Here is a 22,382-nt window from a genome sequence, read left to right on the forward strand (position 1 = left end):
CCAGAGATTTGTAGATGGATGGAGAGGTTGTTGTTGCCATGGTGCAAAGGTACATCTTTTTTTGAGAATCTCTACCGTTGCACTCTGATATTTTAGGTAGTCAGTGCTGTGGATTGCCACGGAAAATATCTACTGAGCCAATTAATCGACAGACTTGACTCATGGTGATTCGTTATGTTCTCGGTTAGGCTAATTGACGACGGAGTCGCCACATTGCATCGTAACCGATGGCCGTCGGCCGTCGGCAAAGGAACACCCCCAACCGACCTCGAAGGGGTCGCACTCACCTTCCTATATAGGCCACCTTATTGATTGAATTCCGATGCCGTGCTTCTCGCGGTCGGTAAAGACATAGCGAAAAAACATCCCTTTGGGGATGTGATATGGTAGGCAGCCATGCTGGCGTGCCGTGGGTACGCCGAAATGGCTGTAAAAAATAGATAATAATTGCCCGTGCCTTTAGGTACGGAATAACGAAGCAGCAAATAACTTGCTACCACAGCATGTGATATATTTTAATCACCTTTTTATCCCATGCCTAAAGGCATGGTTTTTCCTTGGAAAAAGCAAGGTTAAATGGGAAAGTGCGACCCCTTCGAGGTCGGATGGGGTGTGTTACTTTACCCGACGGTCTACGACCATCGGTTACGATGCAATGTGACGACTCCGTCGTCAATTAACCGCTGATCCACTATACTTCACCAACCAGAAAAATTCGCTGATCCGAAAAAAGGTCGTCCCGGTGGGGGGACGACCTTTAATATTAAGGATTGTAAATCAATCAGTGTGGTTGATTACTTGATTACCTGACCTGCTACGTTGTACTTAACGCCGTTGCGCTCAATAACAACCTGACCTTCCTGGATATACTTGCGAGTGTTGTTGGTCTTAACAACCTCAACTTCAGTAACAGCAGTCTTGGGCTCGTTCTTGAGAATCTGGATCTTCTGAGCGGGAGTTGTTACCTCCTGAGCATCCTTAGGAATAGCGAAACCTGAGATACCGGTCACTGCATCGGCAACGAAGAGATTACCTGCATGGTCAAATTTCATCTGGTTAAGGATAGATTGGGGAGAAGCACTTGTGTACTCGGTGAGAGTGTAACGCAGCTTGAATGAGGGAACGTTGTCATTCCACTCTACGTCGTAGAGGCTGATGTAGGGCTTGCCAGTTGAAACTGCGATGCAAGAGAGATCGTCGCTAACTGCGAGACCTGCACCGTAGCTACCATCGTAGTCCTCAATGTTAGCTGAGTTGAAGAGGATGTTGCCCTCATAGTCACAGTAGAGGAATGAAGGAACGCCCTTAGTGTTGTTACCGCTACCACGAATCTGAGAAGCGAAGAAACCGTTCTCGAGAGTAGTGATTTCAACGTTAGTGTTAGCGAGGTAACTAGAAATCTCGCTGAACATTGCATCGGGAGCCTGGTCGGTAGTTACCTTAGTACCGATGTTGTAAACTGCTACTTGGTTACCAGCATTGCCAGTGGGGATATCCTCCTGGAATGACAGGAGCTTAGTGTCATCGCCTGTGCCAACGAATGCTACACTTGTACAGCTACCACCGATGCCCTGGCCTGCAGCGTTAACGATTTGGCCTGAGCCTTGACGCGTACCCTCGAAGAAGGGGATAGCAGTGTTGGGGTCGGCAGGATCCATTACAGTGATGCCACCGTGAGGATCGCACCAGTCACTGATGTAAACGAAACCGTTATTGGGGTTAACGCCCATGCGGAAGGGAGAAGAAGTGCTTGATGTGTTCCACTCATTCTGCAGGTAGGGAGCACCATCGTTAACAACCTCGAGAGCAGGTTCTACTTTGTAGATACCCTTAGTAGTACCATAAGGATTACTGATGTACATGTTCTGGAAGTAGGGGCTCTCAGGATTGCGGTCGATAGTCATACCACGTGAGCAATAGTTGCCATTGCCAATGGGCTTATAGTGGAAGAAGCGCTTGATTGTGGGCACTGCCTCGTTGTCGATAGTAACTTCCCAGTTATACTCAACATCCTCAGCGAGGTCGCTCTTGTTGACTGTGAACTGGTTGCCAGCAGCAACTGCTGCGCCATAGTTGTAAACGATGGGCTCACCTTCGCCGTCAACGGGCTTGAGGGTGATAACAGCGTTTTCAACGTCGCGAGTTACATTGAAGTTGAGAGTGTAAGTGTCTTCGTCCTCGTCGAGGGTAAGTGCGTAAGCATAGTCGCCGCGAACCTCGGGCTGCTCAACACCGCTGGTGGTGAACTTAACGATGTTGTTGTCCATCTGGAGGAAGAGGTTGATGTCCTCGCCCTTAACGTTAGCGCCAGCTGCCATGAACTGAGCAGGAGCAGCGTCGGCCTTGAGCATGCTGTTAGCAGCAACTGCGAGGTCGGTACCTACAGTCTTGATGAGCTTAGCGTTGTCAAGACCTTCAGTAACGTCATACAGCTTAACACCAGCTACGTTGTCGCCGCTTACATAGGGAGAAGCAACGAGGGCGTGCTTAGCATACTTGAAGAATGCAAGACCCTTAGCAGCTACGCCAGTCTCGGTTGCATCGAGTGTACCTGTTACCTCGCTGTCGGTGTTCTGCTGGGGAGCGGGTTCGAACTCGAAGGGAGCGCACTTGCTACCATTGAGTACATAACGGTGGTCGTTGAGGGGTGAAACGTTGAGCTGAACGTCATCACCTTGCTTAACGAGAGTGAATGTACCCTCGGCCGAGAGAGTCTTCTCGGTGAAGCGCTGAGCTACAATCTCATTGTCGTTTACATTGAGAACGAGGAAGCGAATAGCGCGTGAAGTACCGTTGGTAACACCTGTGATAACAACCTCGCAATCCTTAGCTTCACCACTTACTGCCAGGGTAGCACCCATGTCAGCGCGGTAGAAGTTAGCTGAGCTCTGTGTAGTTACCCATTCAACGGGATCAGAGTCGAAGTCAGCCCACTTGAAGAAGCGAACTGTACCGCGAGCGTAACCTTCGTCAACCTGGTCGGCACCATACTGGCAACGCACGTTGTTTACACCCACGAGCTGGCCATCGGCTGTGAAGGCGATGTCGCTGAGGCGGCTGTAGAAACCAAGGTTGTTGGGCTCGGCGGGAGCGATACCGTTGATGCTAAGTTCCTTGACGAGGGCTTTCTTAGCGTTGTTGATGAGGTAAACGGCGGGAGTGCCCTGGTTATCGGTGAGGACAACAGTGCTGTCACCGCGAGTGATAGAGCGCTTGATAGTGCCGGGAATCTCGAATGTAGTACCCTCGTCCTGGGTGAAGTTGTAGGCGGGAGCAACCTTCAGGTAGCCAGGCTGTACGGGATCGGGATAGTTCTCGTATGTGATAGTCTCGGGCTGGTAGTTAACGTCCTCGAGGTGAAGCTGTGCATAGCTTGTCTCGTTGGCCTTAACTGTGATTGCCATTTCCTCGAAGATGTCTTTGTAGCCTTCGCAAGAAGCTGCGAGTGTGTAGTCACCGGGCTCGAGGTCTTCAAATACGAATACACCATTGTAGTTTTGGTCGCAAGTGTAGGTAGCAACAGCCTGGCCGTTCTTCTTCAGTGTAACAACTGCGCCGTTGAGGGGCAGCCACTGGTCGTCGGTACCGGGGTTGTACTTGTACAGGTTGTTAACGATCTTGTTGTGTAGGTCCTTAACTGTACCCATGATGTAACCAACCTTCTCGGGGTTGAGACCGAAGTAAGCGCACACGCCGCGAGCCTCGCGCAGACCTTCCTGATGGCAGTAGTCCATGTTGAGGGCACGGTGACGTGCGGGCTGGTAGGTGTGGAAGTAACCCTCTACCAGGTAACCGGGAGTACCGTGGCGCAGCACGCCCAGGTAGCCAGTGAATGTACCCTTGCTGGTAGTGGTCTCGTAGGTAGAACCGTAGAAGTTCCAGTCGCCACGTATGTTCTTCTGTGTGCGGCTGTAGTAAGAGTTGGGGTCAATCTCGGTCATGTAGCGAGCGTCCCAACCAGCGTCACACATCTCGTAGCTACCCTCGTTGTGCTCATAGTCGCCGCTTGCAGGCTTGTCCTGGCCGCGATAGAGATACAGGGGATAGTTAGCTGTTGTGCCGTCGGTAGCAGCGTTAGAGTGGATAGAAACAAACATGTCCATGTTGTTGGCATCCACCTCGCGGCTTATCTCGGTGAGGTTGCGGTTGTACTTCTCGGCATCGGGGTCGCCTGCAACATAGGGGTACGGGCCATTCTTCACGCGAGAATACATGATATTCTCTTTCTTAACACCCATCTTCTCGAGTGTTTCACCCATCTTGAGGATTTTCCACAGGTTGGTGTTTGACTCATAGAAACCGCAAGTGTCGGGCATGCCGTTTGCGAGGTTGGGATAAGGAATAGTAGCCATGGGACGGTCGTTGGGACCCCAAGAACCGTGACCAGGGTTAAGATATATGCGCACTTCGTCGGCTGTCTTAGCCTGCATTGCGCCAGCTGCCATGATTGCAGCTGCGGCGAGTAATAAAATCTTCTTCATAGCTGTAATCATTACTTGTTAACGTTGATAATGTAAGCCTCACCAGCGGGAGTAGAGAAGGCAATCTTGCCAGTAGCGGGCGAAGCATAGGGATACATAGCGATCACGTCATCGCTAGTGAGAGTCTGCATAGTGCCGTCGAGAGTCACAGCGACAACCTTAGAAGAAAGGATGTACTCGCCGTTGTCCTTGTCCTGCATGCCCACGATGGTGTTGTTGTCATACCATTGGGGAGCGCGCACGAGGCCCAGAGACTTGATGTTGCTGCCATCGAGGTCGCAAACGAAAGCACCCACGCCGCAAACAAAGTACAGAGCCTTGGTTGCATCGGGAGAAACGCTTTGCCAGATGTAGCTGAACTGCTGACCATTGGGAGAGAAGACTGAAGTCTTGCCGTCCTTGGTGATCATGAGCTGACGGTTGTTGATAGACAACACGGGAGCCTTTACTGCCTTGGCGCCATTGAGACCCTTAGCTGAGAATTTGCCCTTGTTCACAACGTTAGCGGTAGTGCCTTCAACGGCAACACCCTGGAGGTCGCGAGTGGGGGCAACGAGGTTAGTTACTTCGCCAGTAGCGAGGTTCTTTGAGTTCAAAGCAACCTTGCGTAGATGGTTGGCGGTGAAAGAGTTTTCACGATAAACGACAGTGTTGCCGTCTTGTGAAATCTGCGCGTCAAATCCTGCACCGGGAGCGGTAGAGAGGACTTGAGACTGGCTTGTGGCAAGGTCAAATTTTGCAAGACCCTTGTTGGCGCTGTTAGTCACGAGAAGGTAAGAACCGTCGGGACTGATGCCTGCAACGAGGTTGTCAACATTAGCGGGAAGGTTAACCTTGGTTACCTCTCCAACGTTGAAAATCTGAGCAAAACCACAAAGAGAAGCGCTAAGAGCGAATGCTAAAAGAACTTTTCTCATAGAGTTTTAAGATTAAAATGTTAAACAAATGGTTGATTATAAAATGTTTATGTTAATTCTAATGGGTTTTCATTATAAATATGGTGTAAAGATAGTAAATATTTTTTATTTAGGCAAACGTTTTTGAAGATTTAGGAGCATGACACACAAGCTGCCGTGCATGGAACCCCTGCCGCTCTGGAATTGAGTGAAAAATAACTGCGAGTCACTGGTGAGCGACTCGCAGCGTGTGGGGATTGCGGTTGCGATGCAGCTGAGCTGCGTCGTACAGAACTTTTTACTTTGCTTGCTCGGCAAAGCGCTTTGCCTGTTCGGCGATGAGAGCCTCGTCCTCGAAGTAGTCGATGCGCATTGCGTGGCGCACTTCCTCAAGGGTCTTGGCACCCACGCGGCGTGCCTCGGCGGTGCCGCGTTTCAGGATTTCGTAAACGCCAGGAATGTCCTTCTCATATTCCTTGCGACGCTGGCGCATGGGCTCCAGGCGGTCGTTGAGCACGTTCAAGAGGAACTTCTTGCAAGTGCCGTCGCCCAGGCCGCCACGCTGGTAGTGGGCCTTGAGTTCGTCGAGGTTCTTGTAGTCGGGGAGGAACTTCTCGAAGTCGCTGTCGTTGCAGAATGCGTCAAGATAGGTGAACACGGTGTTCTGGTAAGTCACCTCGTTGCCCTCGGCATCGGTGTAGGTGCCCTGGAGGTGTCCGGGATCCTCGATGTTGAGGTGCAGGGGGTCGGTGAACATGCTGTTGACCTTCTTCTTGAGCTCCTTGGGGGTATCGCTCAAGTAGATGCAGTTGCCCAGCGACTTTGACATCTTTGCCTTGCCGTCGGTGCCTGGCAGACGCAGACATGCCGCGTTGTCGGGAAGCAGGATTGCAGGCTCAACGAGAGTCTCGCCATAGACGTGGTTGAAGCGGCGCACGATTTCGTTGGTGAGTTCAAGCATGGGCTTTTGGTCCTCGCCCACTGGCACTGTGGTAGCCTTGAACAGGGTGATGTCGGCAGCCTGTGAGATGGGGTAGCAGAAGAAACCGGTGGGAGTGCCGCCCTCAAATTTGCGCTGCTCGAGCTCGGTCTTGACGGTGGGGTTGCGTTGCAGGCGCTGCACGCTCACGAGGTTCATATAGTAGAACGCAAGCTCGGTGAGCTCGGGTACTGCGCTCTGCACAAAGATGTTGCACTTCTCAGGGTCGAGACCTGCCGAGAGGTAGTCGAGAGCCACCTCGATAACGTTTTGGCGTATCTTCTCGGGATTGTCGGCGTTGTCGGTAAGAGCCTGTGCGTCGGCAATCATGATGAAAATTTTGTCAAATTCGCCTGAATTTTGCAATTCAACGCGGCGGCGCAGCGAACCCACGTAGTGGCCGATGTGAAGTTTGCCAGTGGGGCGGTCGCCTGTAAGAATGATTTTTTCCATATATTTTTGTCTAAATTTTTATTCCGAACTGCAAAGGTAGTTAAATTTAACGAAAGACGAAAGACGAAAGACGAAAAAACGAAAGACCCCTATGGGATTAAATTAAATTAGGCTGGGTGTTTAATAATTTAATAACCGTTGCCCTATTTCATTAAGCGCTAGGAAGTGGTATCGCAAGGAATTTCTAGTTGCCGCAGGGTTACGACGATAGACACAATCTAGAATGAGCATGTCGTCAAATACACTGGTGTGTGGTTCTAACAGCAACAGGTGACCTGCCGAGCATAAATCAAATAGTTTTCCTCCCGGCTTGTAGTATCTCTCCCGTTCAGACCCGACGGGAGGAAATCCGTCTTTAAGCAGCAATATAAGAGGCGCGGCATTCTCGCATAATCGACGTGCTATGTTTTTTTCTCCTTCGCTTATGGCTGCGGTGATGCTTACAACCCCTTGCTGTGCAGCGTGCAGGCATGCATTACAATATTGCTCAATCTCGGATGATGTCATCGATCTGGAACATTGAATGAGCTGCTTGCGCGGGTTGTCCAGCAGGAATTGGTTGCCTAGTGACCTGAATTGCCATGTGTGAGTTGTAGAATTCTCGTCGGTGTGAGTCCATGATAGAGAGTTGTGGATCTTGAACAGATTGGGGTTATTGCGTTTTAGCCACAGTCGGCGCGGGTTGTCTTTTACATATTGTATCATGTTGTTGAGCTGCCCCGCACAGTGGAAGATGCGCTCGTGGTAACCGGCAGGGTTGTGCTCCCACACGCTGCCTGTTGTCGCAAAAATGCGACAAAAATGCACAAACTGCGCTGCCATTGCATCACTAGTGGAGTGATAGGTGCCTGTGCACTCCTCAAGCATTTTTGCTTGAGCGTTAATGTACTGCCGCTTAAACCATGAGGTGCATGCGCTCTTGAAACTGCGCACCACTTCTCCTATGCTCTTGGGCATGGGTTCTTTCACATGAATTACCATGTGCATATGGTCGGGCATGACAATAGAGGCGAGCACTCTAATGTCTATTCCCTTTTGGGCATAAAATGCGGGTAGTCCCACTATCGTGTCATTGACCATCTTGCCCAAGTCGCTTAATGTGATGTGTGCCTCTTTCTCGCAATTCCCATCGAGTGCCCCGAAAGCGGGACAACGCTCGGCTGTTGTCAAGGTAATGTGATAGATTGCGCGACCTTTGTAGTCCCATATATTTTCCCTGTGGTGGCGATTATGGTCGGTTTTTCGCCACCACAGGGGTTGATTATTCTGCTGTGGATTACTGCTTTTCATCGATTTCGCACTGTGCCATGCGTTTCCACTTGTAGTAGCCGGCCACAGCCATGACGGTGTAGAAACCATAAAGGATGCCAGAGAATGGTATCTGCTTGTAGATGTAGAGCACGGTGCACAGGGCATCGACTACGAGCCAGAAGAGCCATTGCTCCACGTGCTTCTGTGCCAGCGACCACAGTGCCACGATGCTCATGGCTGTGGTGAAGGCATCGTAGCCTGGCACGGTGCTGTCGGTGCACTTGAGCAGGAACACGTATATTCCCATCCATAGCACGGCGACAGCTGCCACCATACATGCCATGGTGCTGCGGCTGGCGTGGGTGATGGGGCGTTCTTTCTTGCCTTTTGCCTTGCCCCAGTGCCACACGGCGAAACCATAGACGGCTGCCAGCACATAGTAGAACTCCATGCCGAAGTCGGCATATAGGCCGCGTGCCAGGTAGGTGTAGCCATGCACGATGGGCATGACGACGCTAGCCAGCCACAGCCAGATGCTTGCCTTGTACTCAAGCCACAGGTAAACGAGGCCGAGCACAAAACCGGCAATGTCACAAGCCTTGACAAAGTCGAAGTTTGTGAAATAATTAACAATATAGTCTATCATAGTTTATAGAATTCTCTAGACAATCTAGAAATTCTAGAAAGTCTAGAGAATATGTGTAAATTTAGAAGCGGAGGGTGAGGTGGGCGAGGACGTTGGTGCCTGCCATGGGGTAGAAGCGGGGATCGCTCACGAGCTGCATGGGGTTCTTCTTGTCGCCGTCCTTGTAGATCGCAGAGGTCATTGAGTAACCGTTGTTCTCATACTTCTCGTTGAAGATGTTGTAGATGCTCACGCCTGCTGTGATTGAACGGATGTGGGGCAGCTTGAAGGTGTAAGCCAGGTGCAGGTTGTTCACAAAGTAGGGGTCGAGCGAGTCTTCCTTGTTCTGGAAGTTGTCGAGGTACTGGCGGCTCACGTACTGTGACTGCAGCGATGCCTCGAAGCCCTTGAAGTTGAAGGCGATGTTGCTGTTGCCAATGAACGATGGAGAGAATGCGATAGTGGTTTTGCCACAGTCAATGGCAGTTTGTGTGTACATCTCGTCCCACTGGTCGGTGTAGTCGCTCACGTAGCCCACGTAGTTCTTGATTTTGTTCTCGCTTAGGGTTGCATTCACGTCCCAGCGCAGCCAGTTGGTAATCTTCACGCCAGCAGTGAGCTCGACGCCCATGCGGTAGCTGTCGGGCACGTTCTCGGCCATTGCTTCGCCTATCTCGTTGAGCTTGCCGTTGAGCACGAGCTGGTCCTTGTAGCTCATGTAGTAGAAGTTAGCTCCAGCATGGAAACGCTCGTTGCTAAACTCGTAGCCTAACTCCCAGTCGTAGAGTTTCTCGGCACGAGGGTGCTCAAGGAAGAGGCCGTCGGTGTAGTTGTTGCGGGTGGGTTCTTTCTGTGCCACAGCAAACGAAGCATAGGCGCGCTGGTTCTTGTTGATGCGGTAGTTGAGGCCTGCCTTGGGGTTGAAGAAATTGAAGTTCTCGTTGATGTCAAGAACTTGCAGGTGCTCGGGTGAAGCTGTCCAGTCCCACTTGTCGTTGTCGCCCTTGATTTTGTAGTTGATGTGACGGAACTGTAAGTCAACGTAGGCACTCAAGCCACGCCAGATGTCGTAGTTGCCCTTGGCGTAGATGTTGAAGTCGGTCTTCTTGCCGTTGTTGCGGTAGTACTCGTGAGCGGGGTCGAGCTGTGAGGTGTAGTTCTCCACCCAGAGGACGCGGCCGTAGTGGTCGTTGCTGTAGGCGTTGAAACCACCGCCCAATGTGGCGTGCAGGCGCTCGCCGGCATATTTGAGTGAGAACACGGCGCCGCCAAAGTCGCTCTCCACGGCTTTCTTGCGCACGAGGCTGGCTTTCTTGCTGGTGCCCTCGGCAGTAACGACGGGCTGAAGCAGATATTCTTTCAATGTGCGGGCGTTCTTGTATTCCTGGTAATAGCCATAGCCGTCGGTGTAGTGGAGGGCGAAGTTGAGTTTCCACTGCGGGTTGAAGGTCTGGTCGAGAATCAACTGATAGTGGGTCTGGCGGTAGATGTCCTTCTGGTCGTCATAGAAGCCAGTGACCTTGCCGTCGTGCTTGATTTCGCCGTTGGGGTTGTAGGTGCGGTTAGTGGTGAGCTCGTCGCGGCTGATGCCGTCCCAAGCATGGTAAGTGTCTTCCTTGCCGCCGAAGGTGATGAAACGCAGCGCAGTGCCAGCGTTGAAGTAACCCAGTTGTGCATAGTAAGACAGCAGTTTGGAAGACGCACGGTCGCGGTAGCCGTCGCTGCCGATGTGAGACAAGCGAGCATCCATTGCCCAGTGCTCGCCCATGAGGCCAGTACCCACCTTGATGGTCTCTTTGTTGGTGTTGAACGAGCCGTATGAGCCCGAAATCTCGCCGTAGGCGGTGTTAGAGAAACGCTGGGTGAGCATGTTGACGCTAGCACCGAAGGCGCCCGAGCCGTTGGTCGATGTGCCCACGCCACGCTGTACCTGGATGTCCTGGAGCGACGAAGCGAAGTCGGGAGTGTTGACCCAGTAGATTGCATGACTCTCGGCATCGTTCATGGGGATGTCGTTGACAGTGATGTTGATGCGTGTGGCATCGGTACCGCGCACGCGCATGCTACTGTAGCCCACGCCGGCACCGGCGTCACTGGTGGTGAGCACCGAGGGGGTGTTGGACAGCAGGAAAGGAATGTCCTTGCCGTGGTTGGCTGACTCGATCTGGGTTTTTGACAAGTTGGTGAACGCAACGGGAGTGTTGCTAGACGCACGTGTGGCAAGCACCTCGATTTCGCTGAGGGCCACAGTGTCGGTCACTGAGGTCTGTGCCACAGCAACCATGCCGACGCCGGTGAGGGCGACAGCCAGAATGTTTCTTTTCTTCATGTAAAATAAAATAAGTTTAGTTCTCTACGCCGGTATTGCCCGGATCAGATTCTATGGGTGTGATCTCAGCCGCCACAGCGTGACGGCACCCCCAAACTCATTGAATCGTGCTGCAAAGGTACTGCTTTTTTTTGAAAGACGCAAATGCCCCCGGGGGATAGATGTTTCGTACATCATATAATGGGGTTCGTGCAAAGAACGCTGTAAACTCAAAACAACTTCAAAATCGTCTCGACATAATTAATAGAACCCACCAGAAAAGATTTTTAGATGTTTTTTTCAGCTGCGCAGATACGTTGCGCAGTTAAGAGTTAACTTTGCATCGTGAATGAAAAAAGAACGAATTTTATGAGTGAATATGCCTGATCAAACCACGAAAAACATGCAAAACACACGTTGCCGGTAGGCCTTATTCCAAAGGGGCATGCCGGCAAATTATTTTTCAAAGGGTGTCCAGTGATTAAAGAGGTGTCTCTAAAATTTGAGTTTATATAAAACAAAAACACGGCTCAATGTTGAGTCGTGTCTTGTTGTTGTGTGGGTGCTGACGGATTCGAACCGCCGACCCTCTGCTTGTAAGGCAAAACTCAACAACCGCTAATCGCCTGATTAATAATTTCTTTAAAATTCTCTATTTTGTTTTTGCACAAAATTTGCACGCATCATTATTTTATGCAATTCCGTGTTTGTTTTTTAATACTTCGTTTACACCCTTAAGCCTCTCGATTTCGACTTTGAGAAGGGCATTTTCTTGCAAGACTTCGTTGTATTGTCGCAGTGCTTGTGTCGCTTCGTCCTGAGCCTTTGAAAGCATTTCAAGTGCCCTTAAGAGAGTGATGTCTTTAGAAACCAACCCCTGCCCAGGAACATTTACCATGCCCATGTAGCCATCTTCATGAACGTATGAACTGACATTGCTTTCGGGATATGTCTCCTTGAGCTTCTCTATAAATGCATCAGGAAGTTCCCTCTTGCATTGCTCGAGGTCAGATATAAAACTCTGCCTATATCCAGTCGCCTCGGCCAACTGAACTTGGCTGAGATTCATTTTTTTTCTGAATCTGCGTAACTCGATAATTTTCATACCTTTACATAAAAGTCTGATAATTATCACAATAAAATATCGTGATAATATCGTGATATTATTTGATATTTTAAGGATTAATTACTACCTTTGCGAGTGTTAAACATTTCTCAAATATTGTAATTTGTCCTTCGGTGCAAAATTACATATAATATTTGAGAAATAAAAATAATATCAAGTAAATATTTTATTTCTACCTAAATTTTATGTAATTTTTTATGAACACAGAAGTTTATAAGTCTCTACAAGAGATCTATCTTGAGAAAAAACGTTCTGCATCACTGTTTATCAAGGAGATTGCAGATGTAACCCACCGTAAGGAAATCACCATCAGGAAATGGCTTTGTGGCGCTGCAGAACCTGATGAAATGACAAAAATCGTTCTAGCCCAACATCTGGATATGGATGTCAATGTGTTGTTCCCTCCTAAAAATAGCTGATATGAACGCAGAAGAACCGAAAGTAAATCCAGAAGGAAGGTATTCAGTAGTGGAAACATGCAAGTTTTTAGGAATTCATCGCACCACTTTGTGGCGTTATACTGCCTATGGTCGTATTAAATGTGGTGTAAGACGTTCTACTGCAAAAAAATTCTATACCGGCAGCGAAATTTTGAGATTGTGGAAAGCAACGATGTGACATGGCAGGCTGGTTTGCTATATCGCGCGATATTTTTAGACATTGGATATGGAAAAACCCTCTGCATGCAGTCCGTTGGATAGAACTCGTTTCTATGGCAAAATTTGAATCTTGTAGTGTTGAGCTCGGCAAGAAGAATATAAGCTTAGAGAGAGGACAGTTTATCACCACAACCCGGCAGTTGCAGGGCAAGTGGCTGACAAACGCGAAAACGGTACTTGCTTTTCTTTCCCTTCTTGAGAAAAACAAGATGATCATTTGCAAAAAATCAAAAGAAATTACATTGATTTCTATTGTCAATTTTGATAAATATCAGCCTCAAATTTTGAACGAAATTTTAAGCGAAAATGAGGACCAGGGGAAGCGCGAAGGGAAGCACTATAAAAAATATAAAAATATAAATAATATAAACTCAACACATACGCGCGAGAAAGAAATTGAATTTCAAGAAAGGCTTAAGGGTGATGACATGGCAAAAGAGGATGCTATGAGAATTCTTCATGTGGAAGAATCGGAATGCAAAGAACTGCTTGATATGTTTCTCACTTATGAGCGCCTTTCAGAAGATACACACAGTGATTATCCGGATTTCAGAACTCACTTTGTGAACTGGAGTAAAAAACATTTGTCAATTGAAAAAGAAAATGGAAACGCGACAAAACAGAATGACGGTGCCAAAAACCGATATGACAATCGCAGAGGCACTGAGCCGGGAAATCCTGGCTCGCAGGACTATGGTTCCGACTTTTAGGATAAACCTTCCTGTGAACCATGTCTACTATTACCTGACTGCACATTACATGGCCATGGTAAGGCTGCGCGGCATGGAATATATTGACGATGCCAACAACAGAATTGTTATATTCAAGCTTGCGGATGCGCTTTCATCGCAAACGCCAAAGTGCGGCATCATGCTCTGTGGAACCTGCGGAAATGGCAAGACTACCTTGGTCTATGCCATTCAGAGCTACATAAACTCGCTGAACTCAGCGCACCATTTCACTTTCCTCGGCAACAAATTCCATGTTGGTTTGGAAGTCTGCGACGTGAAGGATGTCATCATCACTTCAAGGAAGAATGAAGAATGGCGTGAGTTCTGCGAGAAAGACATGATTGCGATTGATGACCTGGGCAAGGAACCGGCTGAAATTATGGAATATGGCAACGTGAAAAGCCCAGTGGTTGACCTGTTGGAAATACGATACCAGAAAAGGAAGTTTACAATCGTCACTTCCAACCTCGCACCTGCCGAAATCAAACTCAAGTATGGCGAACGAATCGCCGACCGATTCAGGGAGATGTTTGCGGTGATTCCGTTTGAGTTTGATTCTTATCGCAAAATGAACGGAAGGAGGCAACCATGACGGGGATGTGTTTTTACTTGACTCTGGACGACTATCTCGCACAGTGGTTCATCAATGAGCACGGCGGGAACAACCCTGTGCGCTTGAAGCGCGGCTCCCCGGAGTGTGACATCGTGGAACTCTACATGGCTGTTCCGCCTCGTGATGACTACATCCCCGAAATGGGCGAGCTGTTCCAAGTGCCGGTGCTTTTCCCTCACACGAGAGGAAAAGACCCGCAGTATTACCACTATCTGCCACCGAAAGCCTACGCTGCGCTCGTTGCCTGCATACGCACTCGCTTTGATGTGCAGATGTGGGAGGAACTTCACCGCTTCGGCTATATCGGGAAGCAGAAGTCAGAACTTATCTATGCGTGGATGGAGAAACATGGCATCGAGGACACCGAACGGAACTGGTGCGCCATCGCCAAGAGATACCAGCGGAAACGCAAGATTTTCCAGAACAATATGAGACGCGCAAGGAAAAATGCAAAAAAATAGTCACTAATAACTTTGATTTCAGGCACCAAATGATGCCAAGTACACCCCAACCACAGAAACACTAATTATGAAGAACAAGAACCAATCCCTCCCGGGCATCAAGTACATCGGTTTTGTCGAGACCGAAAGGCTCTCTCCTAATGTCATGCTGAAAGGAATATGCGGAGCACCCGTCGGAGTTTATGTTGATGTTACGCCGCTGGCGTTCGTCGGTACGCCCGAGTGCACGATCGGCGATGAATATGACAGTCACGGAAGGCTGCAGGCCGTGGAACTGAAGTTTGCCACCAATGAGTTCGTACCCACAACCACACCTGTGGCGTTCGTGGTCACTGATGTGAACGGGCAGTCTTATCTCATCGGAGCGCAGGAACCTCCACACCCGGTCGTGAAACTCACTGTTAACTTCGGCTCGCCAAAGGGCGATTCGTCGGTGAATACATACGAAGTCAAATACGTTGCGATAAAAGCACTGTTACAATGCTCGGTTGTCGCAGAATAAGGTTGTCGTTCGGGTGCACCGTGGGCGTTATAGGTTGTGCCGTTACCGTCCGCACTGCGTGATGTTTTTGCCTATGCTTGATTTTATCAGTAACACTTTTGTTTTGCTGAGCAGCCAACATTTTCCGTTGCAAAGTTATAGTCCCGTTCACTGAGCAAGGACAGGCATGTTTACCTCATTTTCTCCAGCCCTGCGGGTAGTAAAATGCTGTAAATCCTTGCACGAGCGTTCCCTTGCGGACTATTGGTTAAGCACCGTAAAAGTTTACTCAGCGTAAACAAGTGTTTAACTAATAAAAATCATACAGCAATGGCAAAAAACATTCTTTCAGACGAACTGGTTTACAGCACCAATTATGACGTGGCGGTGCACTGGCTGAACAACAGCTTAATCATGTGCAACAACTTACCCGAGATTGACAGCTCGATTTATGAGAACGCACGATTTGACTGGTCTAATCCCGTCAACGAAGTTTTCCAGTGGTTCATCACTTCGTGCAGTGAGTCGGATGTGGAGTTCCTTGAGGCACATTTTGCAGGACTTTGCTTCACCTACAGTGACTTGCTCGATAGTTGGGTACTGTGTGTTACTCATTGGGGCACTTCATGGGATTACGTCCACTGCTTCACGGACTTGGAATGTGCCGAACGTGAACTCGGAGAGAGCAAATAACATCAACATTAACTCCGGTGGGGAGCAATCCCCACCTTTTAATTCCTTTCAATATGACTGACAAAACTTTTGATTTACTTGATGCCCTCAATCGCGAGGGATTTGACAATTCACTAATGGGTTTCTGTGATGATTGCCCTTCTACTAGAGAGTTATTCGGCTCACTGGAAAACTTGAAGTTAAGTGGTAAATTCGTTTACCTTTATCGCGAGCCTAATTTTGACACGGATGTATTTGCTTACGAGCATGAGCCTAACTTCTGCCTTCATGTCGGTGAAATGAAAGACGATGGCGTGACATTCATCGTTCAATCTGTGGTTCTGATATACTATCTGGACTGATAAGTTCCTCAATCCACTGCAAGCCAGCCTCGGGTTGGCTTGCAGTGCAATGAAAAAGTTGTAAAAATAGCGTAATATATACTCAATTATACAACAATAAAAAGAATTATGAGTATCTTTGTAGCACAAAGTAAAATCCAAGCTTAATTCAGAATACAATATGGCAAATAGTATAAACAATACTCAACTTTCTTTACAAAATGATGTTTCTCAGATTGTTTTGTATAAGCCTAATGAAACACTTACCATAGAAGTTAAGATAGACTCAACGCATGAAACAGTTTGGTTGACACAGCAACAGATTGCCGACCTGTTTGGAACAAAACGTCCTGCTATTACTAAACATTTGAGCAATATTTTCAAATGTGGCGAGTTAGAGCAAAATTCAGTTAGTTCCATTTTGGAACATACTGCTGCAGATGGTAAAGTTTATCAAACTCATTTCTATAATCTTGATGCCATTATATCTGTTGGGTACAGGGTAAACAGTGTAAATGCCACTGCTTTTCGCCGTTGGGCAACGAGCGTACTGAAAGATCATTTGCTAAAAGGATATTCAATAAACCAACAACTTCTAGCAATGCAGCGTCAAATAGACACTCGATTTGACCAACAGACTTCGCGTATAAAGAATATTGAAGAAGTCCAAACAAAACAACAGCAACAGCTTGATTTTTTTGTAAGGACTTCTACACCACCAGCGGAGATGGTTTTCTTCAATGGTCAATTTTTTACAGCTAGGGTTGCAATTGAAAATCTAATTAAATCGGCCACAACAAGGGCTATTATAATTGATCATTATGTCGACGCAAAGACTTTTGATATGTTTGATGTCCGTAAACCTGGGGTTCTGGGTATCATATACACTCAGGGCGTTGGTTCTGGTATGACACGCCTTAGAGATGACCATAATCGTCAGGTAGGAGTTCAACCGGTTGATGTGTTCAAGTGGAGAGTTGAACCACATGACCGATTTTTAATTATAGATGACCGCTTGTATCACTGTGGACATTCCTTAAATGCTACAGGAGGGAAATTATCTGCAATCATGCTCATGGGAACATCTCCAGAGGTAATTTTGAATGAGATGAAATGAATTATTCTTAAATAATATAATTTTTGCAAGCCAGCCTTCGGGTTGGCTTTTTTTGTCTTTCGCTGAGCAATTCCGTGGCAGTAAATTTGTGCCATAATAACTTGATATACTATGGCTCAGCAATACCAACTCCAACTCAAAGGCTTTGTCGGCGGAATTGACTTCGACCGCAATTACGTCGACTATGTGCTCGCGCAGAATGATGAGCAACCAGTGGCGGTGCTCATTGACTCGCTCGGGGGCAACCTCGCTACTGCGCTCAGCATCGCCTCGGCGTTCCGCAACCATGGCAACGTCTCGGCACACTTCGTGGGAATGAACGCCAGTGCGGCAACCATCGCTGCGCTCGGTGCCAAGCACGTCTCGATGGACGCTTCGGCTATGTACCTGGTACACAAATGCAGCAGTGAGATCTTCCAGTACGGAAACCTCAATGCTGATGACATCGCCTCGCTTATCAAGGACCTCAAGGCCACTAAGTCTGACCTCGAGAAACTTGATTCCAACATCGCTGAAATGTATGCCCGCAAATGCAAGAAACCTGCCTGCGACCTTCTCAAACTGATGAAGGCTGGCGGCTGGCTCACCGCAAAGGAGGCTCTGGAATGGGGCTTCGTGGACGAGGTAACCGACTACGAGGACGAGTCGGCGCCGAAACTCACTGATGCCGTAGCCTCGGCAATGGCTTCGGCAGGCATGCCCATTCCAAATGTGCCTATGGCTGATGAACAGTCTGCTTTCGGCAAGTTCATTGCCGCCATCACTTCGCTATTCCGCAACAAGCAGGAAGAATACACACCTATAAATATTAACACCACAATGCACAAGTTCTCTTTACTCTGCGCTATTCTCGAAGCCGAGAGTATCGCTGCCACTGATGGTGCAATCACTATCACTGTGGCTCAGGCGCAAGCTATTGAAGACGCGCTCAACGCAGCAAAGCAGCGTGAGCAGTCGCTCGAGAATGAAATCACTGCACTGCGCAAGGCTCCTGCCGACACTACCACACAGGTGGTGGATGCAGAAAAGCACACTCCTCAGGTTCACGAGGAGAAGTCGGATGCCGAAATGTATGTCGAGGCATACAACAGTGCTACCAAATTGTTTAACAATCTTCCTTAATTCTTTACTATTATGGCAGGAAAACTAACCTTCACACTAGAGGAATACCAGCAGGCTGCGATTAAGTATCGCAAGGACTTGCTTATGCTTCCTATTATCGGCATTCAGGACACTCTACAGTGGATGACTGGCCGCCCAGGCATCCGTTACAAAGAGAATGTCGCTACCATGAGCGGCAACGCACAGTTCGCTCCCTACAAGCCTTCGCGTTCTTCGGACTTCAACCTCAACCTTGACTTCCGTACCCTTGAAACCTTCATGGGTTCGGTCGTTGCCAAGTTTGAGCCTAACACTGCCGTTTCTACCTTGCTTGGCGCCACTGGTGCCACCAAAGGTGACGGGCAGATGGTTACTCCCACTGCTCTCAGTGTACTTGCATTGATTGCAAAGAGTCTGTCGGAAAACCTCAACAATGCAATCTGGAAAGGTAAACGCAATGCTTCGGGCGATACTTCAATGGACCTTTTCGATGGCTTCGACACAATCACTGAAAAGGACATCACCTCGGGTCTCATTGCGGCAGAAAACGGCAACTATATGAAACTGACCGAGAAGATTTCTTCTACCAATGCTGTGGATGCAGCCAAGGAGATTCTCTTCTCGCTCGATCCTCGTCTGCGTAGTCAGGACTTGTACATGTTCTGCTCACAGGACTTCGCTGACAAGTACAATGAGGCATATCTCATGAGTCATGGCGGCATTATCTACAACACCGCCTATGACCAGAACACTGTTGAAGGTTCTAATGGTCGTCTTCACATCGTGCCTCTGTACAACAAAGCAGGCTCAAAGTTCATCCACATCTGCCCCAAGAGCAATATGCTCGTTGGATATGACCAGATGAGTGATACTGAGTCTGTGCTTGTCAAGGAGTATGAACCTTTCATCCTCTCTTACATCGCTACGATGTTCTTCGGTGTGCAGTTCGAGTCTATCGACAAGTCTCGTTTCAAGGCTGTCGAGCTTATCTAAACGCACTGCGTGCGTGGTTATTGGTTAGTGGTTATTGGTTATTGAGCCAATTATCAATTTCGATAACCCATAACCAATAACCACTCCTCATGCGAAGCGTTTACAATAACCAATAACCTATAACCAATTTTCAAAGAAAATACTATGGCAAATGAATGTATAAGCCTCCAGCAGTCGCTCGCATGGTGCCAGGGAACACCCGAACTCCCCGGCATCAAGCGCAGACTCTACTACATCAGCAAGTCGCAGATTATGGCATGGCCTACCTTGCCAAAGGATGACAAGGGGCGACCCACATCTGCAACTCTTTCGGGTGACTTCACCCTCGCTGCTGATGAAACATGGAAGTTCATCGACATCCTCCCCGACAAGTCTCAGCTCACGAGCGAGGCGCAGGGCGAACTCCCGAGCCAGACCCAACTCAACAAGTTGACTGCCGTTCACCCCGGCGTGGGCGCGGAAGCGTCAGCTGCTGCGGCATACCTCAACAATAACGACAATGTCTTTATCGTTGAGGACATGAAGGGCAACTACCGCGTCATCGGTTGCGACAAGTGGGAAACAAAAACGACCGTGGCACAAGACCTCGGCCAAGGTCCCACCGGCACCACCTCGACAACTATCTCGGTGGAGGCTACCGATGAAGTGCCTGCTCCGTTCTACCTTGGCGAGATCGTGACAGAGGAAGGTACTATCAACCGTCACGGAACTTAACCGTTCTGTTATGGCAATGGACAACGGGTGCAATAGCGTGAATTTGGCCGACATTCTCTCTGAGATTGAAGTGCCTGCTATCGCTGTGGCTCCCGAAGTCCTCTCTACCGCTAAGGCTGCCGTGCAAAAAGACCTTTTTGCCGAGCAGAAGCACAAGAAATGGAAGGACAACCAAGTCGGCGAGGCACGATGCGACTTTACTCGCAAGGTGCGTCTCACTCGTCGCGGAGGGGTGTTCTTCATTTCTTTATGGGAGAAGTCTCTCTACGGACGAACGCTCACCGACATCAAGGGCGATGAGGCTATGGTGGACTTCTTTGCGGAGAATATCGCTCCGCTGGCAACCGAAATTCTCGGCGGCAACCTTGCCGCAGGTGACTGGGCGATCGTGACTACGCCCAAACGCCGTCACAAGGTGAAGAATTTCGCTTCGATGATTAGCGAACGGATTGCCGAACTGCTTGGCATTCCGTTCTATGAGGATGTGGCGCTCTGCCACAGCAAACACCGCGTGGGAGCCGTTTTTACGCTGAATGTCCTGCCCAAGGAGCAGAACCTAATCGTGTTCGATGACTTCGTCACCACTGGCTCCACTCTCGCGTCAATGGACAACTTGCTGCGTGAGTACGACAAAAATGTGGTTTACCTCACTGGCATTAACAACAAGATGTAGCGGCTTTGCCGCAGTAAAAAGTAAAGAGTAAAAACTCTAAACTCTCATCTCTAAACTCTCAACTAATATGGACCAACAGTTTACAGACAAAATACAACAGTGGCTCGACCTGCCCGATGAGAAGCGTGACTATATGCTTGGCGCTCTCTATCTGATGCAGCTTTCTCGCAATACGCTCATGTACCGCAACAACATTGCTACGCTGTCTCTGAAGAAGACGCGTGAGTTTATTGCGTATCAGTTACAGAAGTTCTACAACTTCCGTCTCGCACAGCTCACGCATGAGCAGGTTGAGGAGATGGCTGCCGAGGTGGACAAGATAGCGGCAAACCGCAACCTTGACGCTATTCCTGCGGATCCCGAAGAACCGACGGAAAGCGAACCTCAGCAGAAGCCATGGAAGCCGGGCAAGCGTGACGACCACGACAGCCTGCCCGACGAGATTCAGGCTCTCTATGTGGAGAACCTGGACATACTGCAGCAAATGCGTGAACTCCACTTGGAACTTCGTCACCTTTCGGGACTCGGCAGATCCAAGGAGGTTTGTCCCGACTCCGACCGCTATCCGTTCCTCAAAGAACTCATAGCGCTTGACAAAAAGTATCACGCAAATTGGGAGAAATACGACAATTTTGCTGTCGCAAACTAGTCGTGTTTATTGGTTATTGTGGAGTGTTTATTGCTGCCCAATAAACTATAACCAATAACCTATAACCACTTTCGAAGAAAGTTTCAATTATGCAGAGGAATAAGTCTATCGGCGACATCCTGCGTCCGCTCGATGTCGCTCCGTTTCAAGCTTACTTGACGAACGTACTGCAGGTGGCTGACGTACTTGAATGGATTCTTGCACAGGTCGGCAAGGCAGAGGTATGGCAAACTTCGTTCTCAATCTCCGAGGAGTTCCTTCGCCGTCTCTATTTCATAGAGCGCTCGGGAAATGTTTCTCGCTTCAACCTTGTGCTTGATCACAAGGCGACGAACAAGACGCTCAAACTTTGGGTATTCATCAACCAGGTCATTGAGCGGACATTCCTTGCTGACAACCACTCGAAGATTCTCCTCGTGAAGTCAGAGGGTGGGGAAGTGGTGTCGGTAGTCACCTCGCAGAATCTCACGCGAGGCAATCGCCACGAATCTGCATTCGTTTCAACCGACCCGGATATCTTCAACACTCTGTTCGCTCAGGTCAATGACCTTATACGCAATCACAGTGTACCATTGAATGAACTTTTTGAACAACGACTGCAACAATGAACTATACAGAAGAACAACTAGAACAGATAGAGAAGTTCGCTTCTATCTATCTGAAGATTTCGGACATGGCGACAGTGCTTGACGTGCCTGCCGAGGTTCTGCGTTGGGATATTTCCCAACGAGAAACCGAAGTATCTAAACGATACCACAAGGGCAAGGCAGCGTCAAAGGTCAAACTGCTCTCACAGGAGATGCTTCTCGCACAAGTAGGATCGCCTCTCGCAGTGGAGAACGCCCACCGAAATCTTATGGACATGGAGGATGATGAATAATAGCGGCTTTGCCGCTGGTTAAGGGTTTAGGCGACTCTGTCGCTGGTTTATTGCTTCGCCGTTTACCGCTAAACTCCCTAAACCGCACGAAGTGCACTAAACCGTGGCTTTAGCCACAATAAACCAATTTTTGTAAGCAAAAATTACTATGCCATTCCCTAACATGACCGAAGTAGCC

Annotated in this window: 23 protein-coding genes and 1 riboswitch; of the genes, 16 read left to right on the plus strand and 7 right to left on the minus strand. The window is 48.7% G+C overall.

The features are described from left to right. Positions 1–794: 794 nt before the first annotated feature. The 7 genes from ACKI3C_RS00760 to ACKI3C_RS00790 form a co-directional block, all read right to left on the minus strand. The gene (locus ACKI3C_RS00760) at positions 795–4,481 is read right to left on the minus strand and encodes a SpaA isopeptide-forming pilin-related protein (RefSeq protein WP_407401091.1); all 3,687 of its coding nucleotides are present in this window, start codon (positions 4,479–4,481) and stop codon (positions 795–797) included. Between the two features lie 11 nt (positions 4,482–4,492). Then, complete coding sequence (locus ACKI3C_RS00765; RefSeq protein ID WP_407401092.1) at positions 4,493–5,398, minus strand: hypothetical protein; 906 nt, start codon at positions 5,396–5,398, stop codon at positions 4,493–4,495. A 277-nt stretch (positions 5,399–5,675) separates the two neighbouring features. Then, positions 5,676–6,809 (minus strand): tryptophan--tRNA ligase, encoded by a 1,134-nt coding sequence (gene trpS, locus ACKI3C_RS00770; protein WP_407401093.1) that lies wholly within the window; start codon positions 6,807–6,809, stop codon positions 5,676–5,678. A 120-nt stretch (positions 6,810–6,929) separates the two neighbouring features. Beyond that, positions 6,930–8,099 (minus strand): transposase, encoded by a 1,170-nt coding sequence (locus ACKI3C_RS00775; RefSeq protein WP_407401094.1) that lies wholly within the window; start codon positions 8,097–8,099, stop codon positions 6,930–6,932. Continuing rightward, positions 8,086–8,706 carry a nicotinamide riboside transporter PnuC gene (gene pnuC, locus ACKI3C_RS00780; protein ID WP_407401095.1) on the minus strand — a complete coding sequence of 207 codons (621 nt, stop codon included), beginning with the start codon at positions 8,704–8,706 and terminating at the stop codon, positions 8,086–8,088. Before pnuC ends, ACKI3C_RS00775 begins: the two co-directional genes overlap by 14 nt. A 61-nt stretch (positions 8,707–8,767) precedes the next feature. Continuing rightward, the gene (locus ACKI3C_RS00785) at positions 8,768–11,014 is read right to left on the minus strand and encodes a TonB-dependent receptor (protein ID WP_407401096.1); all 2,247 of its coding nucleotides are present in this window, start codon (positions 11,012–11,014) and stop codon (positions 8,768–8,770) included. A 6-nt stretch (positions 11,015–11,020) separates the two neighbouring features. Then, positions 11,021–11,117, minus strand: a riboswitch (TPP riboswitch). A 567-nt stretch (positions 11,118–11,684) separates the two neighbouring features. Then, positions 11,685–12,098: a helix-turn-helix domain-containing protein gene (locus ACKI3C_RS00790; RefSeq protein ID WP_407401097.1), complete on the minus strand. Its 414-nt coding sequence runs from the start codon at positions 12,096–12,098 to the stop codon at positions 11,685–11,687. A 218-nt stretch (positions 12,099–12,316) separates the two neighbouring features. On the opposite strand from ACKI3C_RS00790, the gene ACKI3C_RS00795 reads away from it, so the two are divergent. The 16 genes from ACKI3C_RS00795 to ACKI3C_RS00870 all read left to right on the plus strand — a co-directional run bounded on the left by ACKI3C_RS00795 (position 12,317) and on the right by ACKI3C_RS00870 (position 22,204). Then, complete coding sequence (locus ACKI3C_RS00795; RefSeq protein WP_407401098.1) at positions 12,317–12,538, plus strand: hypothetical protein; 222 nt, start codon at positions 12,317–12,319, stop codon at positions 12,536–12,538. Position 12,539: 1 nt separating this feature from the next. Then, positions 12,540–12,737 carry a helix-turn-helix domain-containing protein gene (locus ACKI3C_RS00800; RefSeq protein ID WP_407401099.1) on the plus strand — a complete coding sequence of 66 codons (198 nt, stop codon included), beginning with the start codon at positions 12,540–12,542 and terminating at the stop codon, positions 12,735–12,737. A 1-nt stretch (position 12,738) separates the two neighbouring features. Further along, complete coding sequence (locus ACKI3C_RS00805) at positions 12,739–13,488, plus strand: hypothetical protein (RefSeq protein ID WP_407401100.1); 750 nt, start codon at positions 12,739–12,741, stop codon at positions 13,486–13,488. Continuing rightward, positions 13,472–14,101 (plus strand): DnaA ATPase domain-containing protein, encoded by a 630-nt coding sequence (locus tag ACKI3C_RS00810; RefSeq protein WP_407401101.1) that lies wholly within the window; start codon positions 13,472–13,474, stop codon positions 14,099–14,101. Before ACKI3C_RS00805 ends, ACKI3C_RS00810 begins: the two co-directional genes overlap by 17 nt. 5 nt (positions 14,102–14,106) lie before the next feature. Continuing rightward, positions 14,107–14,583 carry a hypothetical protein gene (locus tag ACKI3C_RS00815; protein ID WP_407401102.1) on the plus strand — a complete coding sequence of 159 codons (477 nt, stop codon included), beginning with the start codon at positions 14,107–14,109 and terminating at the stop codon, positions 14,581–14,583. Between the two features lie 67 nt (positions 14,584–14,650). Beyond that, positions 14,651–15,085, plus strand: coding sequence for a hypothetical protein (locus ACKI3C_RS00820; protein WP_407401103.1), 435 nt, complete (start codon positions 14,651–14,653; stop codon positions 15,083–15,085). 309 nt (positions 15,086–15,394) lie between these two features. Continuing rightward, positions 15,395–15,757, plus strand: a complete 363-nt coding sequence (locus ACKI3C_RS00825; RefSeq protein ID WP_407401104.1) for a hypothetical protein — start codon at positions 15,395–15,397, stop codon at positions 15,755–15,757. A 53-nt stretch (positions 15,758–15,810) separates the two neighbouring features. Then, positions 15,811–16,098 carry a hypothetical protein gene (locus tag ACKI3C_RS00830; protein WP_407401105.1) on the plus strand — a complete coding sequence of 96 codons (288 nt, stop codon included), beginning with the start codon at positions 15,811–15,813 and terminating at the stop codon, positions 16,096–16,098. A 160-nt stretch (positions 16,099–16,258) separates the two neighbouring features. Continuing rightward, on the plus strand, positions 16,259–17,194 hold the full coding sequence (locus ACKI3C_RS00835; protein ID WP_407401106.1) for a virulence RhuM family protein: 936 nt from the start codon (positions 16,259–16,261) through the stop codon (positions 17,192–17,194). Positions 17,195–17,305: 111 nt separating this feature from the next. Further along, positions 17,306–18,316 carry a Clp protease ClpP gene (locus ACKI3C_RS00840; RefSeq protein ID WP_407401107.1) on the plus strand — a complete coding sequence of 337 codons (1,011 nt, stop codon included), beginning with the start codon at positions 17,306–17,308 and terminating at the stop codon, positions 18,314–18,316. Positions 18,317–18,328: 12 nt separating this feature from the next. Then, on the plus strand, positions 18,329–19,288 hold the full coding sequence (locus tag ACKI3C_RS00845) for a hypothetical protein (RefSeq protein WP_407401108.1): 960 nt from the start codon (positions 18,329–18,331) through the stop codon (positions 19,286–19,288). A gap of 144 nt (positions 19,289–19,432) precedes the next feature. Next, positions 19,433–20,002: a hypothetical protein gene (locus ACKI3C_RS00850; RefSeq protein ID WP_407401109.1), complete on the plus strand. Its 570-nt coding sequence runs from the start codon at positions 19,433–19,435 to the stop codon at positions 20,000–20,002. Positions 20,003–20,012: 10 nt separating this feature from the next. Continuing rightward, positions 20,013–20,675, plus strand: coding sequence for a hypothetical protein (locus ACKI3C_RS00855; RefSeq protein ID WP_407401110.1), 663 nt, complete (start codon positions 20,013–20,015; stop codon positions 20,673–20,675). Positions 20,676–20,742: 67 nt separating this feature from the next. Further along, positions 20,743–21,324: a hypothetical protein gene (locus tag ACKI3C_RS00860; RefSeq protein WP_407401111.1), complete on the plus strand. Its 582-nt coding sequence runs from the start codon at positions 20,743–20,745 to the stop codon at positions 21,322–21,324. 89 nt (positions 21,325–21,413) lie between these two features. Further along, on the plus strand, positions 21,414–21,932 hold the full coding sequence (locus ACKI3C_RS00865) for a hypothetical protein (protein WP_407401112.1): 519 nt from the start codon (positions 21,414–21,416) through the stop codon (positions 21,930–21,932). Next, the gene (locus ACKI3C_RS00870) at positions 21,929–22,204 is read left to right on the plus strand and encodes a hypothetical protein (RefSeq protein ID WP_407401113.1); all 276 of its coding nucleotides are present in this window, start codon (positions 21,929–21,931) and stop codon (positions 22,202–22,204) included. Before ACKI3C_RS00865 ends, ACKI3C_RS00870 begins: the two co-directional genes overlap by 4 nt. Positions 22,205–22,382 lie beyond the last annotated feature (178 nt).

This window comes from Sodaliphilus sp., assembly GCF_045598405.1.
In the GTDB taxonomy this organism is placed as follows: domain Bacteria; phylum Bacteroidota; class Bacteroidia; order Bacteroidales; family Muribaculaceae; genus Sodaliphilus; species Sodaliphilus limicaballi.